Below are 24,983 nucleotides of genomic sequence, written 5' to 3' on the forward strand. Positions count from 1 at the left end.
ACGAAATGGCTGCGAGCCAAAAGCCTGCCGCCACCACCGCACCTGCACCGGCCAAAGCGGTCGCCAACAAGGCAGTCACCATACCCACGCTGGCGAACCTGCGCGCGGCCGGTGAAAAGATCACCATGCTGACCTGCTACGACGCCAGCTTCGCCTCGCTGATGGACCGCTGCGGCGTCGAGATCCTGCTGATCGGTGATTCGCTGGGCATGGTCTGCAACGGCCACCAGTCGACGCTGCCGGTGACGGTGGCCGAAGTGGCCTACCACACGGCCGCCGTCGCGCGCGGCAGCAAGTCGGCGATGATCGTGGCCGACCTGCCGTTCGGCGCCTACGGCACGCCGGAAACCGCGTACGCCAACGCCGTGCAGCTGATGCAGGCGGGCGCGCACATGGTCAAGCTGGAAGGGGGCGCCTGGCTGGCGGACACGGTGCGCTTCCTGACCGACCGCGCGGTGCCGGTCTGCGCCCACCTCGGCCTGACGCCGCAATCGGTGCACCAGCTGGGCGGCTACAAGGTGCAGGGCAAAACCACGGAAAGCGCCGACCTGCTGAAGGCGGACGCATTGAAGATGCAGGCCGCCGGCGCCGCCATGGTACTGCTGGAAGCCATCCCTGCGCAGCTGGGCAAGGAAGTCACCGAGCTGTTGTCGGTGCCGACCATCGGCATCGGCGCGGGTCCGGACTGTTCGGGCCAGGTGCTGGTGATGCACGACCTGCTGGGCGTATTCCCGGGCCGCAAAGCGCGCTTCGTGAAGAACTTCATGGAAGGCCAGACCAGCATCGACGCCGCCGTCACCGCCTACGTCACCGCCGTCAAGGACGGCACCTTCCCGGCGCTGGAGCACTGCTTCTAAGGGCAGAGAGGGGAGCGGCACTCCCCTCTCAAGATCACATTGAAATGCGCAGACCCAGTACAGTAAGGCCACAATTAGCTTGCACGATTATCTAAATGCGATGGGAGCCAGCCGACTACCACCACTTCACCATCGTCGTCCCAAAAGAAATATAAACGGAAACCAAACTGTCGCTGACGTGAGTCATTCCCTTTCAAATGTCGATCCAAAGTGCGTCGGCGCCCTCCGTACTGAACTGAGTACAATCCTTCATCAAATTTCACACCTTCGCCAGTGCTGCTGTCTTCCAAGTGAAAAGCTTCCAATGCCTCATCGTAGGCTGTCCTACGCTCTTGTCCCGGATTGATACGCATTGGAACGTATTGATCTCGTAGCAGAATCAAAGATTTATAGACGAACGCCGGATCATGAAAATCCGATTTTCTTATCCCTTGAAAAGCTCGATTAGTGAGCTCCACTGCACCAACCAAATGCTCCTTGCACCAACTCTCGAACCCGTCAAACGTATCCGGTATAGGAGTAGTTCGGGATGCACTACTTTCCAAAAGTTGGCGTTCGAGAACTCGAATTCTTTGCAGACGTTCGAAAGCCTGTGCTTTAGCCAGATTTGCCTCTAGTACTGCAACTTCCCGTTCTTTGTCGGCAGTCACAAGCAAGCCATCATACTGATCTTTTTGCTCTTTGACTTCCTTCCGAAGTTCCTCATTGTCCTGCTCATATAACGTTATCAACTCAGATTCGGTGGCCCCCGTTTCCTTCAGGCGTGCACGCTCGGCCTGCGTGGCCAAATGCCGAACAGCATTGAACTCAGGGACATACAACTCTCGATCAGGCGCATATATGGAGTCGCTCAAAACTTGATCGATCATCCATCGTTCAAATCCTTTTGCCCCTTCTCCACCCCATGACAAAATCTTCTGTGGTAAAGCCAAGGGGTGATTCGACGGCTGATCCGTCCAACTTCTAAATCCTGCTTTGTAGGTACGTACAGCCTGACGAAATACTGATAGTTCTCGTCCAATCCGATCCGTCAGCATGAAACTTGCCGGTCCCGACAGCACAAATATGTGTGCAGCTCCCTGCACGCTTTTATAGATGTCTCGAACTGATGCAGCGGCGTCCTCAATACTTGTCGAGCGCTCTGGAAGAGCAAAAACAATCACATCAGATTGGCGGGCTGGATTTTCTAAAAGTTGAACTAATTTTTCAACCTCAGCCTCAGAAGTAATCACCCTCGGATCAGAGAAAATTAATTCTCCGTCAAGTTCCGCAGGGCCGCTTTTGAGAATCTTTTTAACGAAGCCGGGAATCGATCTATTGAAAGGCAAGTCTTCACCGCGAGTTGTGCAGACCAGTCGCGTCCCAAAGAGTACATCACCATTTTCACTAACCCCAACGCCTATCTCAGTAACCCAAGTTCGAAGCGGTACGTTTTTATCTGCATCGTCAAGGCGCGCTGCCCAATACCTCGGCTCCAAAAGCCCTACTGCAGCAGTACGCTGAGCACCAATATCGGAAAGTTCAAAAGACTTTCTATCCCAAGCCTCTGCCGGTAACTCCCGTCCCGCGCGTTGTCCCATCCATCGCAAAATGCTATCAACCGTCGCGGAAAATCTGTCCTGCCCAGCTACGGTTTTCAAGCAAAAAGTCACCTGACTAACGGGGCGAATCAGCGCGCGCCGTTCGCGCTGCCTAAGACCCAACTCTGCGAACTGCTCTTTAAGGTTTCTATTCTGCGGGGGCATATTTGGCCTTTAGTTAGCCATCAATCAACGATCAATAGTTACCCTCCCATTAAATCATAGAAATTGTTACCAAATAAAAAATTGGTGCCCGCGAGGCAATAATCGGTGCGAGTTAGATGCGCCCTCATGGCGTTCACAGTCTAAACGACGTCAAATTCCGACACCATTTGCTCGGCCAGATTCCAGGGCAGCCTTCGGCCGCTATCGCGCATGCGCTGATACGCGGCCCGCGCTACCGTCGTCGAAATCTTCTCTGTGCGGACCATCTCCGTCACCAACCAAAGCGTTCCGCACACCTCCACGCCCTCCGCTTCGGCGGCTGCACGTAAATCCTTATCGCCGGTGAGAAGCGGACATGCTTTAGCGGCAGCCAACGCCAGTGCAAAGAGATCGATACGCCCCGGCCGTGGGTAGCGCCGCGTGAGCGTCATTACGTTCGCAACCGCGTCTGCATCCAGCGTCATCGACTCCAGTCCCAGATCGAGTAATCCGATGTGCTGCGGTTCAAGTTCGTCGACATAGAGAACGTCAGGGACGGCAAATCTGTACTCCATGCTGAACATCGGTGCCAACAAGCCGTCGACGTCCATATCAATCAGGATGTTGGCGTCACTGATAAGGAGCAGCATTGCCACTTTCCAGTGATCGCATTTTGCGAAAAGCGCTAATCGGCATGCACATCAACTCCGCCGCCTTGGACTCACCAATGTAATCCTCGGCAAGCGCGTGAAAGATCAACTGCTCGAAGACGTGAGGCTGTTCGACAGGATAAGGCGCACCGGGCTCCGTCAGATGCCAGCCCTTCAACCGGAACTGGCGTGCCTGCTCATCACGCCATGCCGGGCTAACGATACCCAGATCGCGGGCGCGATGCAGCAAACCGCCCATGCTAAGGCCGAATTCCTCCTTCAGCAAAGCCAGTTCCTTCAGTTCGATAAAACTGCGCCGTGCCCCCAACTCCTGCAATGCAGACTGGCGCGGCACCAGGAAAGCACCGGCGAACCGATTGCACGCCAACTCCTCATCCAGGTCGTCGGCCAGACGCCCTGACAGCATCAGGTGTCCCAGCTCATGCGCCAAAGTGAACCGCTGCCGGTCTCCCGGCCAATTTCGGCCAACGACTATCACAGGCATCTTGTGCACGGAAGCCGCCAGGCCATCAAATTTAGGATCTGCATTCGCGTCGATCATGAACACGCGGATACCATGTGTTTCCAACGCATCGATCAACTCAGGAATCGGCGCGTAGCCCAATGCCCATGCATTGCGTACTTGCTCGGCTACGTCTTCGATCCGCGACACGTCAGATATCTTCTTCGGCAATCCTGCGATGGGGGAGAACACTTTCAATGGCGGCTTTGGGAACAGGGCCTCCAACTCGATGCGCCGCTCGATCTGATCGATTACCTCATGTTCGATAGCTTCCAGGCGCTTCTTGGGCAGAGAGCTACGCTTGCGATATTCGATACCCTCCAGCGCGACTGTCTCAGGACGGAAGAAATATTCGGTCCGGACTTGCAACGCCTCGGCGAGTTTGATGAGAGTTGCGGACGTTGGCACGGCCAATTCGTCCTCGTACTTTTTGATCGCAGCATGAGACAGATCGACCTTGGCCGCCAGTTCACGCAGCGATAAGCCGGCCGCCTTGCGCGCCCGGAACAGCCGTTGACCAATCATGATTTACCTCCAGAACCGTGCGATTGCGGTTTACATTTCCACTTATAATATACCACTTTGTAAACCATCACTTATTCTGGCTCAAACGAGTTCGGACAAACAGGCATCAAAGGAGGTCAATAGCTGCTTGATATCGTTCTCGCTGGTACCTGGGCACACCAGCAGCATGTTGTGGAACGGCGTGATCAGCAGGCCGCGGTTGAGCAGGTAGAGGTGGATAATCTGTTCAAGATCGCTGTCCAGTATCGCTTGCGCTTGCGTGCCGTTTTGCGGCGCGATGGGCGTGAACTGGAATTCGGTGCGGGCGCCAATCTGCGTGACGCACCACTGCAGCTTGTGGCGCGCGATCACGTCGCGCAGGCCTTCCGCCAATTGGGCCGCCAGCGCGAACATGTGCTGGTAGGCCTGCTCAGTCATCACTTGCTCAAGATTGGCGCGCATCGCGGTCATCGCGAACATGTTGGCGCTCAGCGTGGTGCCGACGCCGGAGTGGCCGGGTGGCGCATCGCGCTTGGCCTGCTCCACCCGCCGCGCCAACTCCTCCGTAAATCCATAGACCGCGCAAGGAATACCTCCGCCGATCGGCTTGCCGACCACCAGCGCGTCCGGCTGCATGCCGTGCGCCTGCGCGTAGCCTCCGGGGCCGCTGCTGATGGTATGCGTTTCGTCGATCACCAGCAGGCTGCCGTGGCGCTTGATGAGCTGCTGCGCGGCCTCCCAATATCCCGGCTGCGGCAGCACCATGCCGATGTTGGTCATCACCGGCTCGGCCAGCACGCAGGCGATGTCGCCCTGCTTCAGCGCCGCCTCCAGCGCCGGCAAGTCGTTGAACTCCACCACCACCGTGTGATCCGTCAGCTTGTGCACCTGCCCCAACAGGCTGTCGCGCTGCGTCGGCACGCCGTCCACCAGATCGACGAACACGTCGTCCACCGTGCCGTGGTAGCAGCCGTTGAAGACCAGCACCTTGCTGCGGCCAGTCGCGGCGCGCAGCCAGCGCAGTACGAAGCGGTTGGCGTCCGATGCGGACAGGGCGAACTGCCAGTACGGCAGGCCGAAACGCCGCGCCAGGTCCGCCGCCACCGGCGCGGCATCTTCCGACGGTAGCATGGCGGTGTAGCCGCGCGCGGCCTGGCGCGCGATCGCCTGCGCCACCGGCGGCGGCGCATGGCCGAACATGGCGCCGGTGTCGCCCAGGCAGAAGTCGATGTATTCGTGGCCATCGGCGTCGCGGAAGCGGGCGCCCGATGCTTCGCGCACCGTCAGCGCGAACGGCGTGGACCAGTCGTTCATCCAGTGCATCGGCACGCCGAACAGCAGGTGCTGCGCGGCCTGCCCCGCCAAGCGCGCCGATACCGGATTGCGCGCGATGTAGCTGGCGCGTTCGGCGGCGGCCAGCGCTTGCGCGCGGGGCCAGTTCAAGCCGTCGCGGGTGCCGGCCATGCTTACACCAGCAGCATCAAGTGCTCGCGCTCCCAGGAGCTGATCACGCGGCTGTAGGTGGCGAATTCCAGTTCCTTCACTTCGCAGAAGGCCTGCACGAACAACTCGCCCAGGATCTCGCTCAGCGGCTGGCATTCGCGCAGGCGCAGAATGGCGTCCTCCAGGTTGCGCGGCAACTGGTCGTGCACATGTTCGGCGCTGTCGGAGGTCGGTGGCGATGGCGTCAAGCCCTGCGTCATGCCGAGATAGCCGCAGGCCAGCGTGGCGGCCATCGCCAGGTAGGGATTGACGTCCACGCCCGGCACGCGGTTCTCCACGCGCCGGTTGAGCGGCGCGGAGTTCGGAATGCGGATGCCGCAGGTGCGGTTGTCGTACCCCCAATGTACATTGGTCGGAGCCGACATGAAGCGCGACAGCCTGCGATACGAATTCACGTGCGGTGCGAACAGCAGCGTGGCCGCCGCCGCGTACTGCTCCAGCCCCGCGATATAGTTGAAGAACAAATCGCTGGCCTCACCGTCGGCGCGGCTGAAGATGTTGGCGCCGGTCGCGGCATCCAATATGCTCTGATGGATGTGCATCGCGCTACCGGGCTCCGTCTCCATCGGCTTGGCCATGAAGGTGGCAAAGATCCCGTGCCGCAGCGCCGTCTCGCGCACCGCGCGCTTGAACAGGAAAACGCGGTCGGCCAGCTCAAGCGCCTCGCCGTGCGTGAAGTTGATCTCCATCTGCCCGGCGCCCGCTTCGTGGATCAGTGTCTCCACGCCCAGCTCGTGCTGCTTGCAGAAGGTGGACAGCTCCAGGAAGAAGGGATCGAAATCGTTGACGGCGTCGATCGAATAGGACTGACGACCGGATTCCGTCTTGCCACTGCGGCCCAGCGGTGGAGTCAGCGGCTCATGCGGATTGCTGCTGCGCGCGACCAGGTAGAACTCCATCTCCGGCGCCACCACCGGCTGCCAGCCGCGTTCCGCGTATAGCTTAAGCACCTTGCGCAGCACGGCGCGCGGCGACAGGCCGACCGGTGAACCGTCGAAGTTCTGGCAATCGTGGATCACCAGCGCGACGTTCTCCGCGGCCCACGGCACCTGCCGCAGCGTGGCCAGGTCCGGCACGCAGATCATGTCGGGATCGGTGGCGCCGGTATAGGGAAGATTATTAGGCTGCTCGCCGTTGACGGTGTTGAGCAATACGCTCTTGGGCAGGCGCATCTCGCCCTCGCTAAGGAACAGGTCCTTGGGCAGGATCTTGCCACGCGCGATGCCGGTCATGTCGGCGATCACGCACTCCACTTCGTGTATGTTGCGGTCACGCAGAAAATCCCTCATGGCCTGGCTCATTGCTCTGCTCCTAGAAGCGGTCGAGATAACGCGTGGTTTCCCAGGCGCTGACGTGTTGGCTGTATTCGATCCACTCGGCGCTCTTCAGCGCCACAAACTCGTTGACGATGTCTGCGCCCAGCGCTTCGGCCAGCACGGTGTCGGCCTTCAGCGCAGCGGCGGCTACGCCGAGATTTTGCGGCAGCAGCTTCAGTCCCAGTTCCGCGCGCGCAGCGTCGGTCATGTCGTACACATCCTGATTGACCGGTTCTGCGGCTTCCAGCGCCCGGTCGATGCCGTCCAGTCCTGCCGCGATCACGCCCGCCAACGCCAGATAGGGATTGGCCGAACTGTCCGGCAAGCGCCATTCGATGCGCTGATAGACCACGCGCGCAACCGTGGTGCGGTTGTTGTCGCCGTAGCCGATGAAGGCCGGCGCCCAGCTGGTGCCGGACAGCGACTGCCCGCACATTAATCGTTTATACGAATTGACGGTCGGCGCGCACAAGGCGGTCAGCGCCGGCGCGTGATGCAGCAGGCCCGCCATGAAGTGATAGGCCAGCGATGACAGGCCAAGGCCGCGCCCACCCTGCTCTTTCTCTTCGCCCAACGCGAACATGGGTTTGCCGGCGACATTCGCCAGCGACAAGTGGAAATGCAGTCCGCTTCCGGGACGATCGGCGAACGGCTTGGGCATCATCGAGAACAGCAGACCTTCCTCTTCGGCGATGTGCTGCGCCGCCATCTTGAAGAGCATGAAGTCATCGGCCGCCTTGAGCGCATCGGCGTACTTGTAATTGACTTCGAACTGGCCGGTCGCATCTTCATGATCGATCTGGAACACGCCAAGCCCACACTGGTCCAGCGATGCAGTCAGCTTCTCGATGAAGCCGCGCCGGCGCAGCAAGCTCTTGGTATCGTAGGATGGCTTTTCCAGCGTATCGGCGGCTTCGGCGTCGTAGCCATTAGCGCCTTTTTGCAGCAGGAAGAACTCTGGTTCCAGTCCCGCGTTCAGGGTCCAGCCGCGCTGCGCCAGCCGCTCGACCTGCTTGCACAATACCTGGCGCGGGCAGGCGTCGAAAGGCTTGCCTGCCACATGGCCGTCCAGCGCTACGCGCGCGTAACCGGGCAGCCAGGGCATGGCCTTCAGGGTGGAGAGATCGGCGCGGCCATAGTATTCCGAGCGCGGACCGGTGCGCGGCAAGCCCGTGCCCCAGATCGATGGGCCGGAGAATCCCGCACCAGGCGAAACGATATCGTCCAGATTCGCCAGCGGTATCAGCTTGCCCTTGGCCGCGCCGTGAATGTCCGTGAACTGCGCGAACACAAAGCGCACGCCTTTCGCGGCCAGCTCACGCTGCAATTCTTCCGTCGAACGGGCCGCCGTGCTGTCTAGCCGATTTGTATCCATGTAGTTTTCAACTCGGTGTATTTGTCGAAGGCGTGCAGCGACTTGTCGCGGCCATTGCCGGACTGCTTGTAGCCGCCGAACGGCACGGTGATATCGTCGCCGTCGTACTGGTTGACGTGCACGGTGCCGGCGCGCAGCGCACGCGCCGTCTGGATCGCCTTGCTGATATCGGCCGTCCATACAGCCGCCTGCAAGCCGTAGGACGTGGCGTTGGCCTGCCTGACCGCGTCCTTCACGTCGGTAAAACTCAGCACCGACAGCACCGGCCCGAAGATCTCTTCGCGCGCGATGGTCATGCTGCTGTCGACCTGGTCGAACAGCGTCGGTTCGACGTAGTAGCCGCCGGTGTCGGTACGCGCCTGGCGTCCACCGGACAGCAGCTTGGCGCCGCCCGATTGGCCGGCTTCGATGTAGCCCATCACCGTCTTCAATTGCGTCGCATCGACGATGGCGCCCATGACGGTGTTCTCGTCGAGCGGATCGCCGGGCTGGAAGGCCGGCATCATCGCCATCGCCTTTTCGAGGAACTGCTCCTTGATCGACTCTTCCACAAACAGCCGCGAAGGCGCGTTGCAGCTCTCGCCCTGGTTGAAGTAGATGGAGCCGATGGCCGCTTCCACAGCCTTGTCCAGATCAGGGCAATCGGCACAAACAATATTGGCCGACTTGCCGCCCAACTCAGTCCAAGCCCGCTTCAAGTTGGACTGCCCGGCCATCTGCAATATCTGCTTGCCGATACGGGTGGAGCCGGTGAAGCCGATGCAATCCACGTCCATGTGCAGGCCCAGCGCGGCGCCGGCTTCGTGGCCGTAACCCGGCAGCACATTGAACACGCCAGGCGGAATGCCCGCCTCCAGCGCGATCTCCGCCAACCGCAGCGCCGTCAGCGGCGACTTCTCGGACGGCTTGAGCACCACGCTGTTCCCGGCGGCCAGCGCCGGCGCGATCTTCCACGCGGCCATGATCATCGGGTAGTTCCACGGCACGATGGCCGCCACCACGCCGACCGGCTCGCGCGTGATCAGCGCCAGGCTGTTGGCCGCAGTCGGCGCGATCTCGTCGTAGATCTTGTCGATCGCTTCGCCGTACCAGCGCAGGCAGTTGGCGGTCGCGCCCACGTCCACGCTCTGGCTGTATTTGATCGGTTTGCCCATGTCCAGCGTTTCGAGCAGCGCCAGTTCCGGGCCGTATTTTTGCACCAGGTCCGCAAACTTGATCAGCGTGCGCTTGCGCTGCGCCGGCGATTTTCCGGCCCAGCGACGATCTTCGAACGCGGCGCGTGCCGCAGCCACCGCCAGGTCGGCATCGGCGCCGTCGCAGCGCGCCACCATGCCCAGCTTGCGGCCATCGATCGGCGACAGGTTTTCAAACTGCTGCTCGGATTTGGCCCAAACGCGCTCGCCGCCGATGAAGGCGCGGCCGTCGATTTGCAGGCTGCCCGCCCGCTCGTGCCAGGATGTTGTCGTCATATTGTCTCCGTATTCGTTATAGCCAACCGCGCTGCTGGACGTCTGCGTAGGTCAGGTCCAGGCAATGGCGTATCAGCGCAATCATCTCATCGATCTGCGCGCAGCTCATCACCAGCGGTGGCGCGATGATCATGCGGTCGCCGACGGCGCGCATGATCATGCCATTGTTGAACATGTAGCCACGGCAGACCATGCCCACGGCCAGCTCTTCGTCGAACGGCACGTTCTCGTGCACGGTCGCGCCTTTGACGCGCACCAGGTTCAAGCCCGCGACGAAGCCGCAGCTATCAGCATAGCCAACCAGCGGATGATCCGCCAGCTCGGCAAAACGCTTTTTCAGATACGGCCCGGTCTCGTTGCCGACGCGCTCGACCAGCTTCTCGTCTTCGAGGATGCGGATATTCTCCAGCGCTGCCGCGCAAGCGACCGGGTGGCCGGAGTAGGTGAAGCCGTGATTGAACTCGCCGCCCTTCTCGATCAGCACATCGGCTACGCGGTCGCCGACCAGCACACCGCCCAGCGGCACATAGCCGGAGGTGACGCCCTTGGCGAAAGTGATCAGGTCCGGCTTGATGCCGAACAGCTCGGACGCAAACCACTTGCCCAGCCGGCCGAAGCCGCAGATCACCTCATCGGCGATCAGCAGAATGCCGTACTTGTCGCAGATGCGCTGGATCTCCGGCCAGTAGGTGGCCGGCGGAATAATCACGCCGCCAGCGCCCTGTATCGGCTCGCCGATGAAGGCCGCGACCTTGTCCGGGCCGACCTCCAGGATTTTCTTCTCCAGCCACGATGCGGCTTCGATGCCGAATTCGGCCTCCGTCATGCCGCGCCCGGATTCCAGATAGTTCGGTTGGCCGATATGCACGATGCCAGGGATCGGCAAGCCGCCCTGCGCGTGCATGCCGTCCATGCCGCCCAGCGATGCGCCGGCCACGGTGCTGCCGTGATAGGCGTTATGGCGGCTGATGATGGTGTGGCGCTCCTTGTAGCCCAACACATCCCAATAGCGGCGCACCATGCGCAGATTGGTATCGTTGCCTTCCGACCCGGAGCCCGTGAAGTAGACGTGGTTGAACTGCGGCGGCGATATCTTCACCAGCTTGGCCGCCAGTTCCACCGCCGGGATATTGGTGGTGTTGAAGAAGCTGTTATAGAACGGCAGCGTCTCCATCTGCTTGTACACCGCCTCCGAGATGCTGGTGCGGCCGTAGCCGACATTGACGCACCACAGGCCGGACATGCCGTCCAATACCTTCTTGCCCTGCGAGTCCCACAGATAGATGCCCTCGCCGCGCACCATCACGCGCGCGCCCTTTTCGCCGAGCGCCTTGTGGTCGGTGAAGGGATGCATATAGTGGGCCGTGTCCAGCTTCTGGATGGCGGCGGTGTCATACACTTCCGGGCGCGCGGCGGCCTTGACCGACGCGACCAATGCGGCGCTTGGCGCCAATGAATTGTTCGACATGATGGCTCCTATCTCTAAATGATCAGACGTGCAGCAGCAGGTGCTCGCGCTCCCACGGGCTGATGACGGTCATGAATTCCTGGTGTTCCAGATCCTTGATCGCCGAATAGACGTCGATGAAACGGTCGCCCAGCACGCTGCGCAGCTTGTCCTCGCCGCGCAGCAGTTGCAGCGCTTCCGGCAGGCCTTGCGGCAGTTCGACCATCAGGTCGTACGCGCTGCCGACGGTCATCGGCGTAGGTTCCAGCTGCTCGGTCATGCCGAGGTATCCGCAAGCCAGCGTGACCGCCAGCGCCAGGTAGGGGTTAGCGTCCGCACCGATGATGCGGTTCTCCACGCGGCGATCCTGTACGCCCGATTCCGGCACACGGAAACCGACGGTGCGGTTGTCCATGCCCCACTGGATGTTGATCGGCGCCGCCGTGTGGCGCACGATGCGGCGATACGAATTGACGTAGGGCGCGACGATCGCCATCGCCGACGGCATGTAGCGTTGCAGGCCGCCGATGTAGTGCTTGAAGATCGGCGCGGCCGATCCGTCTTCGGCGCTGAAGATGTTCTTGCCGGTCTTGGCGTCGACCACGCTCTGGTGCACGTGCATCGCGGAACCCGGCTCGCCGGCCATCGGCTTGGCCATGAAGGTCGCGTACATATCGTGCTTGAGCGCCGCTTCGCGCAAGGTGCGCTTGAAGAAGAACACCTTGTCGGCCAGGCCGAGCGGATCGCCGTGCAGGAAGTTGATCTCCATCTGGCCGGCGCCGATTTCGTGAATCAGCGTGTCGACGTCGAGGTTCATCAGGTCGCAGTAGTCGTAGATGTCTTCGAACAGCGGATCGAATTCATTCACCGCGTCGATGCTGTAGACCTGGCGGCTGGTTTCCGCGCGGCCGCTGCGGCCGATAGGCGGTTTCAAAGGCAGATCGGGATCGCTGTTCTTGGCGGTCAGGTAGAACTCCAGTTCCGGCGCCACCACTGGCTTCCAGCCTTTGTCGGCGTACAGCTTCAGCACGCGGCGCAGCACGGAGCGCGGCGCGAAATCGACCAGGCGGCCGTCGGAGAAATAGCAGTCGTGGATGACCTGCGCGGTTGGATCGGTGGCCCACGGCACCATCGTGATGGTGGTCGGATCGGCCTTGAGGATCATGTCGCGGTCGGTGGCGGAGATGGCGCGGTCGTAGCCTGCGTCTTCCACCGGGCAGTTGCCGGTCACGGTCATGCCCAGCACCGCTTCGGGGATGCGCATGCCGCGCTCCTGGGTGAACTTACCGCGCGGGAGGATCTTCCCGCGTGCTACGCCGGTCAAGTCGGGGACCAGGCATTCGATTTCGGTGACGTGCTTCTCGTTGAGCCACAGGTCCATGTCGGTATAAGTAAAATTTTCGCGGATTGCCATGGTTTTCTCTCTTTGTTTTCTAGCGTTGATTTTTATAGTTGTGGCAGGCCTCGCCGAAGGCCTTGAATAATTTGACGGAGTCTGGATTCTCCGCCAGGCGCCACTCTGGGTGCCACTGTACCGCGAGCGCGAAACTACTGGCGTTTGCTACGCGGTAGGCTTCCACCAGGCCGTCGTCGGCGCGTGCTTCCGCGACCAGCGATGGCGCCAGTTGGGCGATGCCCTGGCCGTGCAGCGAATTGACCATGATGTCGGACGCGCCGCCCAGGATGCGCGCCAGTTGCCCGCCAGGCTCCAATCGCACGCGGTGCGAGGCAGCGTATTGCTGCTCCAGCGGCTGGTCCTTGCGTTCGCGGTGATCGGCCATGCCGGCCACGTTGTGCACCGCCTGGTGCAGCGTGCCGCCCAGCGCCACGTTCACTTCCTGGAAGCCGCGGCATATCGCCAGCAGAGGTATGCCGCGCTTGAGTGCCGCCCGGATGAAGGGCAGCGTGGTGGCGTCGCGCGCAGCGTCCTGCGGCAGCGAGGGGTCCAGCACTTCCTGCCCATACAGGCTGGCATGCACGTTGGATGGTGATCCGGTCAGCATGACGCCGTCGGCCAGCGCCAGCAGCGTCTCAAAATCGGTGGACGCGCCCAGGGCCGGCATGATGAGCGGCGTGCAGCCCGCCCCATCGGCCACTGCGGCGACATATTTGAATTGGGCCGTGTGATTGGCATGGGCGCCGATCTGGTTCACACAGGCGGGAACGATGACAATTGGGCTATGCATGGCTTCATCATATGCCTATTTTGGTATCATTGTGAGTGCCACTTGTTTAAAATTGATGGAACCACTTTGAACCCCATGCCGCATCCACCTTCTCCCACTTCCGATCTGCTCGCCCAGACGCTGGCGCAATCCGGCTTCCATCCGCGCCTGCCGCAGCAGCGACGTTTGTACGAGGCGGCCAAGAGCGCGATCCACCGCCAGCTGCTGGCTGCGGGCAGCAAACTGCCGTCCAGCCGCGACTTGGCGCGCGACCTGGGCATCTCGCGCAACACGGTGATCGCCGCCTTCGAGCAGCTGGCGGCCGAGGGTTACGTCACCAGCCAGCTGGGGAGCGGCACCTATGTGGCGGACTTGCAGGCGCAGCGCGCCAGCATGCGCGGCTCCGGCCCGGCGCCGCGTGGATCGCCGCAAGGCCGTCCGGCGCGGCTGTCCCGGCGGGGACGCGAATTGACCAGCTTTGCCGCCGGCCCGCGCTTCGAGATCCAGCCCTTCGCGCCGGGCGAGGACGACTTCTCGTCCTTCCCGTTCAAGCTGTGGCAGCGGCTGCAAAACCGCATCTGGCGCGAGGCGCGCACCGAGCTGCTGGACTACGGCCAGTCCGGCGGCCACCTGCCGCTGCGCCAGGCCATCACCGAGTACCTGCGCTTGTCGCGTTCCGTGAAGGTGACGGTGGACCAGGTGATGATCACGGCCGGCACGCAACAATCACTGGACCTATGCGCGCAGCTGCTGGCCGACGCCGGCGACACCGCTTGGGTCGAGGACCCCGGCTACTGGGGCGCGCGCCGCGTGTTCCAGTCGCGTGAACTGAAGCTGCATCCGATCGCGGTCGACGACGACGGCATGGTGCTGACGGAATCGGACCTGGCCACCAAGCCGCGCCTGATCTACGCCACGCCGTCGCACCAGTATCCAACCGGATCCGTCATGAGCCTGGCCCGCCGGCGCGAGCTGCTCAACATCGCCGTGCGCAAGGACGCATGGATACTGGAGGACGACTACGACAGCGAATTCCGCTACACCGGCCGCCCGCTGGCGGCGCTGCAGGGACTGGACATCGACGACCGCGTGCTCTACATGGGCACCTTCTCCAAGGTGCTCTACCCCGGCATCAAGGTCGGCTACCTGGTGGTGCCACCGGCGCTGGTCGACGGCTTCAAGACGGCGCTGTACGATCTTCAGCGCCCCGGCCAGTTGACGGTGCAGGCGGTGCTGGCCGACTTTATCGCGCTGGGCCACTTCACCACCCACATCCGCAAGATACGCCAGACCTACGGCGCCCGCCGCGAGCTGCTGCGTCGCACGCTGGTGCAGCAGCTCGCGCCCCGGCTGCGCGGCAGGGTGACCATCTCCAGCGAGGAATCCGGCCTGCATCTGGTGCTTCAGCTGCCCGACGACGCCGACGACGTGGCGCTGGAGGCGGCGGCTGCGGCGGCGGACATCCGCGTCAAGGCCCTCTCCGCCTACTACCTCGCCCAGCCGACCAGGCGCGGGCTGCTGGTCGGCTACGCCTACTGCACGCCGGAGAAGATCAGCCACTATGGCCGCATCCTGGCGGACCTGATCGAGGCGGGAGTACCAGCATGAAGCACATGCCCTGGCGGGACTTCTGCGCGCTGGTCAGCAGCATCGGCGTGGTCGGACTGGGACTGGGCACCACCATTCCGCTGACTGCGCTGCGGCTGGACCAGCGCGGCGTCGGCACCGACATCATCGGCATCATCACCGCCGCCAGCGCCTTCGGCATCCTGGCGGCGACGCCCTTCGTCTCGCGCTGGGTGGCCCGCCACGGACCACGCGGCTGCATGATAGGCGCCATCGCTATCGGTGCGCTGTCCACCGGATTGATGGAGGCGACCGACAACGTGCTGCTGTGGGGTGTGCTGCGCTTCGTGTTCGGCGCCTGCATGGGCGTGCTGTTCACCATCGGCGAGGCGTGGGTCAACCATCTTGCGCCGGTCAACTCACGCGGCCGCGTGGTGGCCATGTACACCACCGCTTTCACGCTGTTCCAGCTGATAGGCCCTGCGCTGGTGGCCGGATTGGAAGGCAAGGTCGCGTGGCCGTTCGCCGCCTGTGGCGCGCTGTTCCTGCTCGCCCTGCCCGGCATGGCGCTGATCTCCAACGATGGCCAAGTGGAGGAGGACGAACCGCACGTCTCCTGGCGCGCCGTGCTGCCGCGCATGCCGATGATCGCCGTCGGTGCGGCCTTCTTCGCGTTGTTCGACACGCTGGCATTGAGCTTGCTGCCGCTGTACGCGATCCGCCAGGGCATGCTCACCGAACTGGCGCTACTGTCGGCCACCGTGGTGCTGGTTGGCGACACCGCGCTGCAATTCGCCTTCGGCTGGCTGGCCGATCACGTGGGGCGTCGGCGGGTGCACACCGGTTGCGGCATCGCGGTGTGCGTGCTGCTGCCGCTGCTGCCGTTCGCGGCGGGCACACCCTGGCTGTGGTGGATATTGCTGCTGATGCTGGGGGCTGTGGCGGGGGCGATCTACATGCTGTCGCTGGTGGCATGCGGCGCGCGCTTCCAGGGACAATCGCTGGTCGCGGCCAGCGCGGTGGTCAATGCCAGCTGGGGGATCACCAGCAGCGGCGGGCCGTTGGTGACGGGGCTGTTGATGCAGACCGCCGGCATCAATGCGTTACCGGCGGTGCTGTGGTGCGGCGCGGCGATCTTCGTCGCCTGCGCCTGGTGGGAACATAAACAGGGCTACGTGGATTAACCCTTGGCCGCTGCGGCGACCTGCTTCTGCCGCAGGCGTTCGCTGCGCGCCATGTACAGGCTCGATGCGATCACGCCGATCGACACCACGAGGATGGTCAACGCCGCCACCGCGTTCACGCGCGGGTCCAGGCCCAGGCGGGCGCGCGAGAAGATCACGATAGGCATCGTCGACGAGCCGGGACCGGACAGGAAGGCCGACAGCACCACGTCGTCCAGCGACAGCGTGAATGTCAGCAGCCACGCGGAACCCAGCGCCTGCGTGATGTTCGGCAGCGTCACCAGGAAGAACACCTGGTACGGACGGCAACCGAGATCCATCGCCGCTTCCTCCAGCGACTTGTTCATCTCCTGGAGGCGCGACTGCACCACCACCGCAGCATAGGCCATGCCCAGCAAGGTGTGGCCCAGCCAGATCGTCACCAGGCCACGCTCCGGGAAGCCGAACGCCTTCTGCACCGACACCAGCATCAGCAGCAGCGACAGGCCGATGATCACCTCCGGCATCACCAGCGGCGCGCTGACCATGCCCGAGAACAACGTGCGGCCGGCGAAGCGCTGGTAGCGGTTCAGCACAAACGCCGCGAACGTCCCCAGCACCACCGAGCTGCAAGCCGTCAGCAGCGCGATGCGCAGCGACAGGCCGAAACCGCTGATGATCTCCGTATCCTCCATCAGTGCCGCATACCACTGGGTCGAGAAGCCGCTCCACACCATGTCCTGGCGCGAGCTGTTAAACGAGAACACCACCAGCACCACGATCGGCAGGTAGAGGAACAGATAACCCAGCGACAGCCAGCCGCGCCCGAACCAGCGCTGCACGAAATTGGAATGTCCTTTCATGGGCGGTCCTCCTCTGCCTTGTATTTATTGAAGATCGCCATCGGCACCAGGATCAGCAAGATCACCACCACCGTCACCGAGGACGCCAGCGGCCAGTCGTTATTGGTGAAGAATTCGTCCCACAGCTGGCGGCCGATCATCAGCGTTTCCGGGCCGCCCAGCAGTTCCGGTATCACGTACTCGCCCACCGCCGGGATGAACACCAGCATGGTGCCCGCGATGATGCCGGACTTCGACAGCGGCACCGTGATGCGCCAGAAGGCCTGTAGCGGCGTCGCGCCCAGGTCGGCCGCAGCCTCCAGGAAGCGCAGGTCCATCTTCACCAGGTTGGCGTACAGCGGCAGGATCATGAACGGCAGGTAGGCGTAGACCATGCCGATGATGAGCGAGAACTGGGTGTTCATCAGATGCAGCGGCTCGCTGATCGCGCCTATGCTGATCAGGAAGTGGTTCAGGATGCCGTTATTGGCCAGGATGCCCTTCCACGCGTAGATGCGCAGCAGGAAGGAGGTCCAGAACGGCATCATCACCAGCATCAGCAGCACCGGGCGAACGGTCGGCTTGGCGCGCGCCATGAAGTAGGCGAACGGATAGCCGATGATGAGGCACAGCGTGGCCGTGATGGCGGCGAACTTGATCGAGTTCAGGTAGGTCAGCGCATACAGCTCGTCCTGCGCGATGAACAGGTAGTTCGATATCTTGACCTTGAGCGTGATGACGCCGTCGGCCATCGTCATCAACGTGCCAAAGGGATTGCCGCCGGTGTCCGCCTCGGTGAAGCTGATGCGCATCACGATCAGGAACGGCACCAGGAAGGCCACCGTCAGCCACAGGAAAGGCACGGCGATCACCACGTTGCGGCCGGTTAGCCAGCGCCCGGTCAGCAGGTTCTTGAAAAATTTCATGGCTGCTCCGCCTTAGCTGGTCAGCACGACGACGTCGGCGCCGTCCCACCAGGCGTAGACGCGCTGGTCGCGCTTGAGCGCCGAATCGTCATGGCGGGCCGCGTTGGTGCGCGAGACCTTCAGCGTCATGCCGCTGTCGAGACGCACGTGGTACAGCGTCTCGTTGCCGAAGTAGGCCATCGCGGTGATCACGCCCTGCACGCAGTTGTAGCCGTCCTCGCTGGTGTTGGCGCGCTGCGCTGCGGTAGGCGCCTCGGCCTGCACGGCGATCTTTTCGGGACGCACCGCCACCGACACCGCCATGCCCACCGTGCCCGTGATGCCGTGGGTGACGTAGTGGCGGCATTCCGTCGTGTCGACGATGACGTGGTCCGGCTCATCGACCGTCACGCTGCCGTTGAACATATTGACGCTGCCGATGAAGTCCGCAACGAAGCGGCAATTCGGCGTCTCGTAGATTTCGCCCGGCGCGCCCACTTGCAGGATGCGGCCTTCGCTCATCACGGCGATGCGGGTCGCCATGCTCATGGCTTCGTCCTGGTCGTGGGTGACCATCACGCAGGTCACGCCCACTTCCTCGATGATGCCGACCAGTTCCATCTGCGTGCGTTCGCGCAGCTTCTTGTCCAATGCGCCCAATGGCTCGTCCAGCAGCAGCAACTGCGGACGCTTGGCCAGGCTGCGCGCCAGCGCCACGCGCTGCTGCTGGCCGCCGGACAGCTGGTGCGGCTTGCGCTTGCCGTAGGCGCCCAGCTGCACCAGCGCCAGCATCTGCTCCACGCGGGCGGCGATTTCGTCCTTCGGCAGGCCATCGCGGCGCAGGCCGAAGGCGATGTTGTCCCATACCGACAGGTGCGGGAACAGCGCGTAGGACTGGAACATCATGTTGATCGGGCGCTCGTACGGCGGCACGCTGACGATGTCCTTGCCGGCCAGCGTGATCTGGCCCTGGGTCGGCGTCTCGAAACCGGCCAGCATGCGCAGCAGCGTGGACTTGCCGCAGCCGGAACTCCCCAGCAGCGCAAAGATCTCGCCCTTGTTGATCGCCACCGACACATCGTTGACGGCGCGGACGCCGTCGAATTCCTTAACCAGGTTGCGGATCAGCAGGAAGGGTTCTCGCTCTTGGGTCATGTTATTAAAATATAAATGATATTAACAATATACTGAAAAATAGGCCGACCGCAGGCCGCGCGCTTTGTCGAACCCGTGATTATAAATGACGAAATCACACATGCAACAGCAGGTGCTCCCGCTCCCACGGGCTGATGACGGTCATGAACTCCTGGTGCTCCAGTTCCTTGATCGCCGTGTAGACGTCGATGAAGCGCTCGCCCAGCACATCGCGCAGCCGGTCCTCGCGCCGCAGCAGCTCCAGCGCCTGCGGCAGCCCTTGCGGCAGCTCGAACAAACGGTCGTAGGCGCTGGCGGTGGTCATCGGCGTCGGCTCCAACTGGTCCACCAGGCCGAGGTAGCCGCAGGCCAGCGTCACCGCCATCGCCAGGTAGGGATTGGCGTCCGCACCGATGATGCGGTTCTCCACCCGGCGCTCCTCGACACCGGAGATCGGAATACGGAAGCCCACGGTGCGGTTGTCGATGCCCCACTGGATGTTGATCGGCGCGGCCGTGTGGCGCACGATGCGGCGATAGGAGTTCACATACGGCGCCATGATCGCCATCACCGACGGCGTGTAGCGCTGCAAGCCGCCGATGTAGTGGCGGAAGTGGGGCGACGGCGAACCGTCCGCCGCGCTGAAGATATTGCGGCCGGTGGCGGCGTCGCTCACGCTCTGGTGCACATGCATCGCCGATCCGGGCTCGCCCGCCATCGGCTTGGCCATGAAGGTGGCGTACATATCGTGCTTGAGCGCCGCCTCGCGCAAGGTGCGCTTGAAGTAGAAGACGTTGTCGGCCAGCGCCAGCGCGTCGCCGTGCTGGAAGTTGAGGCCCATCTGGCCGGCGCCGGTTTCGTGGATCAGCGTGTCGACGTCGAGATTCATCAGCGCGCAGTAGTCATAGATGTCCTCGAACAGCGGATCGAATTCGTTGACGGCGTCGATGCTGTAGACCTGGCGGCTGGTTTCGGCGCGGCCGCTGCGGCCCACCGGCGCCTTCAGCGGCAGGTCGGGATCGATGTTCTTCTCGGTCAGGTAGAACTCCAGTTCCGGGCCCACCACCGGCGTCCAGCCTTTGTCGGCATACAGTTTGAGCACCCGGCGCAGCACCGAGCGCGGGGCGAAATCGACCAGTGTGCCGTCGGCGAAGTAGCAGTCGTGGATCACCTGCGCGGTGGGGTCGATGGCCCAGGGAACTTTGGTGATGCTGCCGGGGTCCGCGCGCAGGATCATATCGCGGTCGGTGGATGAGATGGCGCGGTCGTAGGCCGCGTTCTCGATCGGATAGTTGCCCGTGACGGTCATGCCCAGCACCGCCTCGGGGATGCGCATGCCGCGCTCCTGGGTGAATTTGGCGCGCGGCAGGATCTTCCCGCGCGCCACGCCCGTCAAGTCGGGCACCAGGCATTCGATTTCAGTGACTCGATTCTCGTTGAGCCACTGGTCCATATCGGCATCGGAGAAATTTTCACGGATAGACATGTTCGCTCTCGGTAGTCATGATCAAGCGATCGATGGTCTAATTTACCATGTTTACAACCTTTCTTCCTCCGCCTCCACCCGAGTTTGCACAAGAATCTTTTTGATCTCAGGCACGCAGGAGCCGCAATTACCGCCCGCTTTCAGGCAGGCCGTCACTTCCGGCACCGTTTTCAGGTCCTTTTCGATGATGGCGCTGCAGATCGTGTTGCGGCCCACACCGAAGCAGGAGCACACGGTAGGACCGGTATCGGCGCCCTTCTCGACCGGCATGCCGACCAGCAGGCCGACGCGGTCAATCTCGCTGAGTTCCTGCTTGACGAACAGGCTGGCCAGCCAGGCGCGCGACGGCATGTCCTGGCGCGGCGACAGGAAGATGCATTGCTCGATGCGGTCGTTCACCACATGCACGGCGCGGTACACGCCGGCGGTGCGGTCTTCGTATTCGAGCCAGTCGGCGTCCAGGTCGGCCACGCCCAGCAGCTCGCGCGCCCAGCCACCGAAGTCCTTGATGGTGTTGCGGCCGGCCAGTTCATAGCGGGCGAATTCGCGCCCCTGGATGCGCGTCCAGTGGGCCACGCTGTCGAGGCTCATTTCGGTGCGGCTCAGGATGAAGCCATGCCAGTTCACGCGGAACTGCTCGATGCGCACCGGCGTGTGCTTGAATTCCGGCTCGCCGGAGACCGGATCGACCACCGGATTAACCACGGCGCCAACGCGCGCATCGGACGAAGTCTGGCCCGACCAGTGGATAGGAATGAACACGCTGCCGCGCGGGATGCCGCCGCCGTGCTGCACGCGCGCCACCATCGCGCCCCATGCGGAGCTGACGCGCGCCAGTTCGCCCTCGCGCACGCCGTGCAGCAGCGCGTCTTGAGGGTGGATATCGACGAAGGATTCGGCGATGTGGTCGGCCAGCGTGGCGGATTTTCCGGTGCGCGTCATGGTGTGCCACTGGTCGCGCACGCGGCCGGTGTTGAGCGTCAGCGGGAAGTCTTCGCAAATGGCGTTGGCCGGAGCGCGCGTGGCGGTGGCGATGAAGCGCGCCTTGCCGTCGGCGTGGGCAAAGACGTTGTCCTTGAACAGGCGCGCCTCGACTTGCAGCTCGCCCGATGCGGTGCGACGTACCGGCCATTGGATCGGTTCCAGTTCGTCGTACTCGCGTTGATCGAGGCCGGACAGGCCGGACATGTCGAAGGCGCGCGGCACGTCGCCGACGGCGTTGCGGAAGCCGCTCAGGCGCGCATGTTCGTCGAACACGCCCTGCGCGCCGCAGAAATCGAAGCCGCTAAAGCCCATGCGCTGTGCGAACAGCGACAGGATCTTCCAGTCCGGCAGCGCCTCGCCCGGCGTCGGCAGGAAGGCGCGCTGGCGCGAAACACGGCGCTCGGAATTGGTGACGGTGCCGTCCTTCTCACCCCAGCCCAGCGCCGGCAGCAGCACGTCGGCATAGGCGTTGGTGTCGGTGTTTTGCATGATGTCGGTGGCGACCACCAGCTCGCACTTCTCCAGCGCGCGCCGCACCTGGTCCGCGTCCGGCATGCTGACCAGCGGATTGGTGGCGATCACCCACACCGCCTTGACCTTGCCCGCTTCGATCGCCTGGAACAAGTCGACCGCTTTCAGGCCAGGCTTGGCGGCGATGGCCGGCGAGTCCCAGAAGGTTTGCACCACGTCGCGGTGATCGGCACGGTCCAGGTCCATGTGCGCGGCCAGCATGTTGGCCAGGCCGCCCACTTCGCGCCCGCCCATCGCATTGGGCTGGCCGGTGATCGAGAACGGGCCCATGCCCGGCTTGCCGATACGGCCGCCGATCAGGTGGCAGTTGATGATGGCGTTGACCTTGTCGGTACCGGCCGACGACTGATTGACACCCATCGAGAACGCGGTGATGGTCTTGCGCGTGGAGGCGAACGATTCGTAGAACTCCATCAGCACCGGCAGTTCGATGCGGCAGACCTTCGCCACGGCGGCGGGATCACTGCAATCGACGTTGGCCGTTTCCAGCGCAGCATCCAGTCCGTTGGTGTGGTGTCCGACAAACGCCGGATCGACCGCGCCGATGCGCGCCAGGTAGCTCAGCAAGCCGTTGAACAGCCACACGTCGGTGCCCGCCTTGACCGGCAAATGCAGGTCGGCCAGCTCGCAGGTGGCGGTGCGGCGCGGGTCAATGACGACGATCTTCATCTCCGGCCGGCTTTCCTTGGCCTTGAGGATGCGCTGGAACAGGATGGGATGGCACCACGCGGTGTTGGAGCCGACCAGCACCACCATGTCGGCCAGTTCCAGGTCGTCGTAGCACAACGGCACCAGGTCTTCGCCGAAGGCGCGCTTGTAGCCGGCCACCGCCGACGACATGCACAGCCGCGAGTTGGTGTCGATATTGGCGCTGCCGATGTAGCCCTTCATCAGCTTGTTGGCGACGTAGTAGTCCTCGGTCAGCAGCTGGCCGGAGACGTACAGCGCCACCGCGTCCGGGCCATGCTCGGCGATGATGGCACGCCAGCCGTCGGCGACTTTATCCAGCGCGGCATCCCAGGTCACGCGGCGCAAGCCGTCCGCGTCGCGCAGCTGCGGATACAGCAGGCGGCCTTCGAGGCCGGTCGTCTCGCCCAGTGCCGAGCCCTTGACGCACAGGCGGCCCTTGTTCGCAGGATGCAGCTTGTCGCCGACGATGGCGATCGTGCCGTCGGCCTTGGGCGTGGCCTGCACGCCGCAACCGACGCCGCAATAGGCGCAGGTGGTGCGTACTGCAAGATGGTCAGTGGACAGGTTCAAGATGCTTCTCGCTCAAATCATGCGGCGCGCGCGGAAAGCGCTTCGCCAAACAACAGGTTTTGCCGGATCGGCGTAATGTCGGTGCGGTTCTGAATCAGGTTGAAGTACCACGGGCCATCCTTGACATCGCCATACAGCACGGCGCCGGTCACGCGCCCGTCCTTCAACACCAGCCGCTTGTACACGCCGCGCCGCGCGTCGCGCAGCACCAGGTCCTCGCTGCCTTCGCCGCCGACGAAATCGCCGACCGAGTACAGGTCCACGCCTGTCACTTTCAGACGGGTCGGCGATGTCTGCTGCACGTAGCGGCGCACGCCGGCGCCGGCCAGGTGCGCGCCGCAGACGCGCGCCTGGTCCCAGATCGGCGCCACCAGGCCGAAGGTCGCGCTGCGGTGCTGCACGCACTCGCCCACCGCGTACACGCGTGGGTCGTAGGTTTGCAGCGTGTCGTCCACCACGATGGCGCGTTCGCAGTGCAGGCCGGCCGACTTGGCCAGGTCGATATTCGGACGCACGCCGGCGGTCATCACCACCAGGTCCGCCGGGATCTCGCTGTCGTCCTTGAAGCGCACCGCGCGTACGCGGTCCGGGCCGACGATTTCGGCGGTCTGCGCGTTCATCAAGAACTTCAGCCCCTTGGCTTCCAGCGCCTTCTGCAGGAGCAGCGCGGCAGGCTTGTCGAGCTGCTGGTTCATCAGCGCGTCGGTCACGTGGACCACGGTGACGGACATGCCCTGGCGTTGCAGGCCGTTGGCCGCTTCAAGCCCCAGCAGGCCGCCGCCGATCACCACCGCGTGGCGGTGATTGCGCGCCATCGCCAGCATGGTCTCCACGTCCTGGATATCGCGGAAGGCCAGCACGCCGGGCAGCTGGTGGCCGGGCACGGGAATGATGAAAGGCTTGGAGCCGGTGGCGATCAACAGGCGGTCGTAATGCACTTCCAGCCCGGAGCGGGCGCGCACGACGCGCTTGCGGCGGTCGATATGCTCGACCGGATCGCCGGCGTGCAGCACGATGCCATGCTGGACGTACCATTCGCGCGTGTTGAGCATGATGTCTTCCATGCTCTTTTCGCCCGCCAGTACAGGCGACAGCAGGATGCGGTTGTAGTTACCGTGCGGCTCGGCGCCGAACACGGTGATGTCGTACATGTCCGGCGCCAGCTTGTACAGCTCCTCGACCGTACGCATGCCGGCCATGCCGTTGCCGATCACGACCAGCGAGGGTTTCACAGGCCTACCCAGACTTTGCCGCCGTCGATACGGGCGGGATAGATGCCGACCGAGTGTTCCGGCGCTTCCAGGCACTCGCCCGTTTGCAGGTCGAAGTGCTGCTTGTAGATCGGCGAGGCGACCACGATGCGTTCGCCCAGGTTGCCCACCAGGCCGCGCGACAGCACGGACGCTTCGGAATTCGGGTCGTAGTTATCGATGGCGAACACGCGCGGGTTGCCGTCGTCCACATGGAACACGGCGACCTGCTGCTGGTTCAACAATGCGCACACGCCGGTGTTGGGCACGATCTCGTCCAGGTTGCAGACGGCGATCCAGTTATCGGTTTGAATATCGCGATGCATAGT

The 24,983-nt window shown here is 63.1% G+C and carries 20 protein-coding genes; 3 read left to right on the plus strand and 17 right to left on the minus strand.

From position 1 onward, the window contains the following. The first annotated feature begins 5 nt into the window (after positions 1-5). Complete coding sequence (gene panB, locus AC07OK_RS04550) at positions 6-857, plus strand: 3-methyl-2-oxobutanoate hydroxymethyltransferase (protein WP_494689160.1); 852 nt, start codon at positions 6-8, stop codon at positions 855-857. 74 nt (positions 858-931) lie between these two features. On the opposite strand, the gene AC07OK_RS04555 is transcribed toward panB, so the two are convergent. From AC07OK_RS04555 to AC07OK_RS04600, 10 genes are all read right to left on the minus strand, one after another. Continuing rightward, positions 932-2,497, minus strand: a complete 1,566-nt coding sequence (locus tag AC07OK_RS04555) for a hypothetical protein (RefSeq protein ID WP_494689161.1) — start codon at positions 2,495-2,497, stop codon at positions 932-934. Positions 2,498-2,742: 245 nt separating this feature from the next. Further along, positions 2,743-3,231, minus strand: coding sequence for a PIN domain-containing protein (locus tag AC07OK_RS04560; protein ID WP_494689162.1), 489 nt, complete (start codon positions 3,229-3,231; stop codon positions 2,743-2,745). Further along, entirely contained in the window at positions 3,212-4,279 is a 1,068-nt protein-coding gene (locus AC07OK_RS04565) for a helix-turn-helix domain-containing protein (protein WP_494689163.1), read from the minus strand. The genes AC07OK_RS04560 and AC07OK_RS04565 overlap by 20 nt, the downstream gene beginning before the upstream one ends. 81 nt (positions 4,280-4,360) lie before the next feature. Beyond that, positions 4,361-5,722 (minus strand): aspartate aminotransferase family protein, encoded by a 1,362-nt coding sequence (locus AC07OK_RS04570; RefSeq protein ID WP_494689164.1) that lies wholly within the window; start codon positions 5,720-5,722, stop codon positions 4,361-4,363. A gap of 2 nt (positions 5,723-5,724) precedes the next feature. After that, positions 5,725-7,062, minus strand: coding sequence for a glutamine synthetase family protein (locus AC07OK_RS04575; RefSeq protein WP_494689165.1), 1,338 nt, complete (start codon positions 7,060-7,062; stop codon positions 5,725-5,727). Positions 7,063-7,072: 10 nt separating this feature from the next. Continuing rightward, complete coding sequence (glnT, locus tag AC07OK_RS04580; protein WP_494689166.1) at positions 7,073-8,452, minus strand: type III glutamate--ammonia ligase; 1,380 nt, start codon at positions 8,450-8,452, stop codon at positions 7,073-7,075. Then, positions 8,434-9,921: an aldehyde dehydrogenase gene (locus AC07OK_RS04585; RefSeq protein ID WP_494689167.1), complete on the minus strand. Its 1,488-nt coding sequence runs from the start codon at positions 9,919-9,921 to the stop codon at positions 8,434-8,436. Before AC07OK_RS04585 ends, glnT begins: the two co-directional genes overlap by 19 nt. A gap of 16 nt (positions 9,922-9,937) precedes the next feature. Continuing rightward, on the minus strand, positions 9,938-11,389 hold the full coding sequence (locus AC07OK_RS04590) for an aspartate aminotransferase family protein (protein ID WP_494689168.1): 1,452 nt from the start codon (positions 11,387-11,389) through the stop codon (positions 9,938-9,940). Positions 11,390-11,411: 22 nt separating this feature from the next. Continuing rightward, on the minus strand, positions 11,412-12,782 hold the full coding sequence (locus tag AC07OK_RS04595) for a glutamine synthetase family protein (protein WP_494689169.1): 1,371 nt from the start codon (positions 12,780-12,782) through the stop codon (positions 11,412-11,414). Positions 12,783-12,801: 19 nt separating this feature from the next. Next, complete coding sequence (locus AC07OK_RS04600) at positions 12,802-13,554, minus strand: gamma-glutamyl-gamma-aminobutyrate hydrolase family protein (RefSeq protein ID WP_494689170.1); 753 nt, start codon at positions 13,552-13,554, stop codon at positions 12,802-12,804. A 75-nt stretch (positions 13,555-13,629) separates the two neighbouring features. Between AC07OK_RS04600 and pdxR the strand changes: the two genes are divergently transcribed. After that, entirely contained in the window at positions 13,630-15,141 is a 1,512-nt protein-coding gene (pdxR, locus tag AC07OK_RS04605; protein ID WP_494689171.1) for a MocR-like pyridoxine biosynthesis transcription factor PdxR, read from the plus strand. After that, positions 15,138-16,283, plus strand: coding sequence for an MFS transporter (locus AC07OK_RS04610; RefSeq protein ID WP_494689172.1), 1,146 nt, complete (start codon positions 15,138-15,140; stop codon positions 16,281-16,283). The genes pdxR and AC07OK_RS04610 overlap by 4 nt, the downstream gene beginning before the upstream one ends. Here the strand turns inward: AC07OK_RS04610 and AC07OK_RS04615 are convergent. The 7 genes from AC07OK_RS04615 to nirD form a co-directional block, all read right to left on the minus strand. After that, complete coding sequence (locus AC07OK_RS04615) at positions 16,280-17,125, minus strand: ABC transporter permease (RefSeq protein WP_116992094.1); 846 nt, start codon at positions 17,123-17,125, stop codon at positions 16,280-16,282. The genes AC07OK_RS04610 and AC07OK_RS04615 overlap by 4 nt on opposite strands. Further along, the gene (locus AC07OK_RS04620) at positions 17,122-18,030 is read right to left on the minus strand and encodes an ABC transporter permease subunit (RefSeq protein ID WP_494689173.1); all 909 of its coding nucleotides are present in this window, start codon (positions 18,028-18,030) and stop codon (positions 17,122-17,124) included. The genes AC07OK_RS04615 and AC07OK_RS04620 overlap by 4 nt, the downstream gene beginning before the upstream one ends. A 12-nt stretch (positions 18,031-18,042) precedes the next feature. Then, positions 18,043-19,164 (minus strand): ABC transporter ATP-binding protein, encoded by a 1,122-nt coding sequence (locus AC07OK_RS04625; RefSeq protein ID WP_494689174.1) that lies wholly within the window; start codon positions 19,162-19,164, stop codon positions 18,043-18,045. A gap of 94 nt (positions 19,165-19,258) precedes the next feature. Further along, positions 19,259-20,629, minus strand: a complete 1,371-nt coding sequence (locus AC07OK_RS04630; RefSeq protein ID WP_494689175.1) for a glutamine synthetase family protein — start codon at positions 20,627-20,629, stop codon at positions 19,259-19,261. A gap of 51 nt (positions 20,630-20,680) precedes the next feature. After that, positions 20,681-23,404 (minus strand): molybdopterin-dependent oxidoreductase, encoded by a 2,724-nt coding sequence (locus AC07OK_RS04635; RefSeq protein WP_494689176.1) that lies wholly within the window; start codon positions 23,402-23,404, stop codon positions 20,681-20,683. Between the two features lie 17 nt (positions 23,405-23,421). Next, complete coding sequence (locus tag AC07OK_RS04640) at positions 23,422-24,636, minus strand: NAD(P)/FAD-dependent oxidoreductase (RefSeq protein ID WP_494689177.1); 1,215 nt, start codon at positions 24,634-24,636, stop codon at positions 23,422-23,424. Beyond that, positions 24,633-24,980 (minus strand): nitrite reductase small subunit NirD, encoded by a 348-nt coding sequence (gene nirD / locus AC07OK_RS04645; protein ID WP_217944964.1) that lies wholly within the window; start codon positions 24,978-24,980, stop codon positions 24,633-24,635. Before nirD ends, AC07OK_RS04640 begins: the two co-directional genes overlap by 4 nt. Between the last annotated feature and the right edge of the window lie 3 nt (positions 24,981-24,983).

The sequence above is a fragment of the Duganella sp. GW821-FHT07G03 genome, from assembly GCF_059418605.1.

Coding starts and splice junctions, on each gene's coding strand:
- panB (WP_494689160.1), top strand. CDS start 6: ATGGCTGCGAGCCAAAAGCCTGCCGCCACCACCGCACCTGCACCGGCC.
- AC07OK_RS04560 (WP_494689162.1), bottom strand. CDS start 3,231: ATGCTGCTCCTTATCAGTGACGCCAACATCCTGATTGATATGGACGTC.
- AC07OK_RS04565 (WP_494689163.1), bottom strand. CDS start 4,279: ATGATTGGTCAACGGCTGTTCCGGGCGCGCAAGGCGGCCGGCTTATCG.
- AC07OK_RS04570 (WP_494689164.1), bottom strand. CDS start 5,722: ATGGCCGGCACCCGCGACGGCTTGAACTGGCCCCGCGCGCAAGCGCTG.
- AC07OK_RS04575 (WP_494689165.1), bottom strand. CDS start 7,062: ATGAGCCAGGCCATGAGGGATTTTCTGCGTGACCGCAACATACACGAA.
- glnT (WP_494689166.1), bottom strand. CDS start 8,452: ATGGATACAAATCGGCTAGACAGCACGGCGGCCCGTTCGACGGAAGAA.
- AC07OK_RS04585 (WP_494689167.1), bottom strand. CDS start 9,921: ATGACGACAACATCCTGGCACGAGCGGGCGGGCAGCCTGCAAATCGAC.
- AC07OK_RS04590 (WP_494689168.1), bottom strand. CDS start 11,389: ATGTCGAACAATTCATTGGCGCCAAGCGCCGCATTGGTCGCGTCGGTC.
- AC07OK_RS04595 (WP_494689169.1), bottom strand. CDS start 12,782: ATGGCAATCCGCGAAAATTTTACTTATACCGACATGGACCTGTGGCTC.
- AC07OK_RS04600 (WP_494689170.1), bottom strand. CDS start 13,554: ATGCATAGCCCAATTGTCATCGTTCCCGCCTGTGTGAACCAGATCGGC.
- pdxR (WP_494689171.1), top strand. CDS start 13,630: ATGCCGCATCCACCTTCTCCCACTTCCGATCTGCTCGCCCAGACGCTG.
- AC07OK_RS04610 (WP_494689172.1), top strand. CDS start 15,138: ATGAAGCACATGCCCTGGCGGGACTTCTGCGCGCTGGTCAGCAGCATC.
- AC07OK_RS04615 (WP_116992094.1), bottom strand. CDS start 17,125: ATGAAAGGACATTCCAATTTCGTGCAGCGCTGGTTCGGGCGCGGCTGG.
- AC07OK_RS04620 (WP_494689173.1), bottom strand. CDS start 18,030: ATGAAATTTTTCAAGAACCTGCTGACCGGGCGCTGGCTAACCGGCCGC.
- AC07OK_RS04625 (WP_494689174.1), bottom strand. CDS start 19,164: ATGACCCAAGAGCGAGAACCCTTCCTGCTGATCCGCAACCTGGTTAAG.
- AC07OK_RS04630 (WP_494689175.1), bottom strand. CDS start 20,629: ATGTCTATCCGTGAAAATTTCTCCGATGCCGATATGGACCAGTGGCTC.
- nirD (WP_217944964.1), bottom strand. CDS start 24,980: ATGCATCGCGATATTCAAACCGATAACTGGATCGCCGTCTGCAACCTG.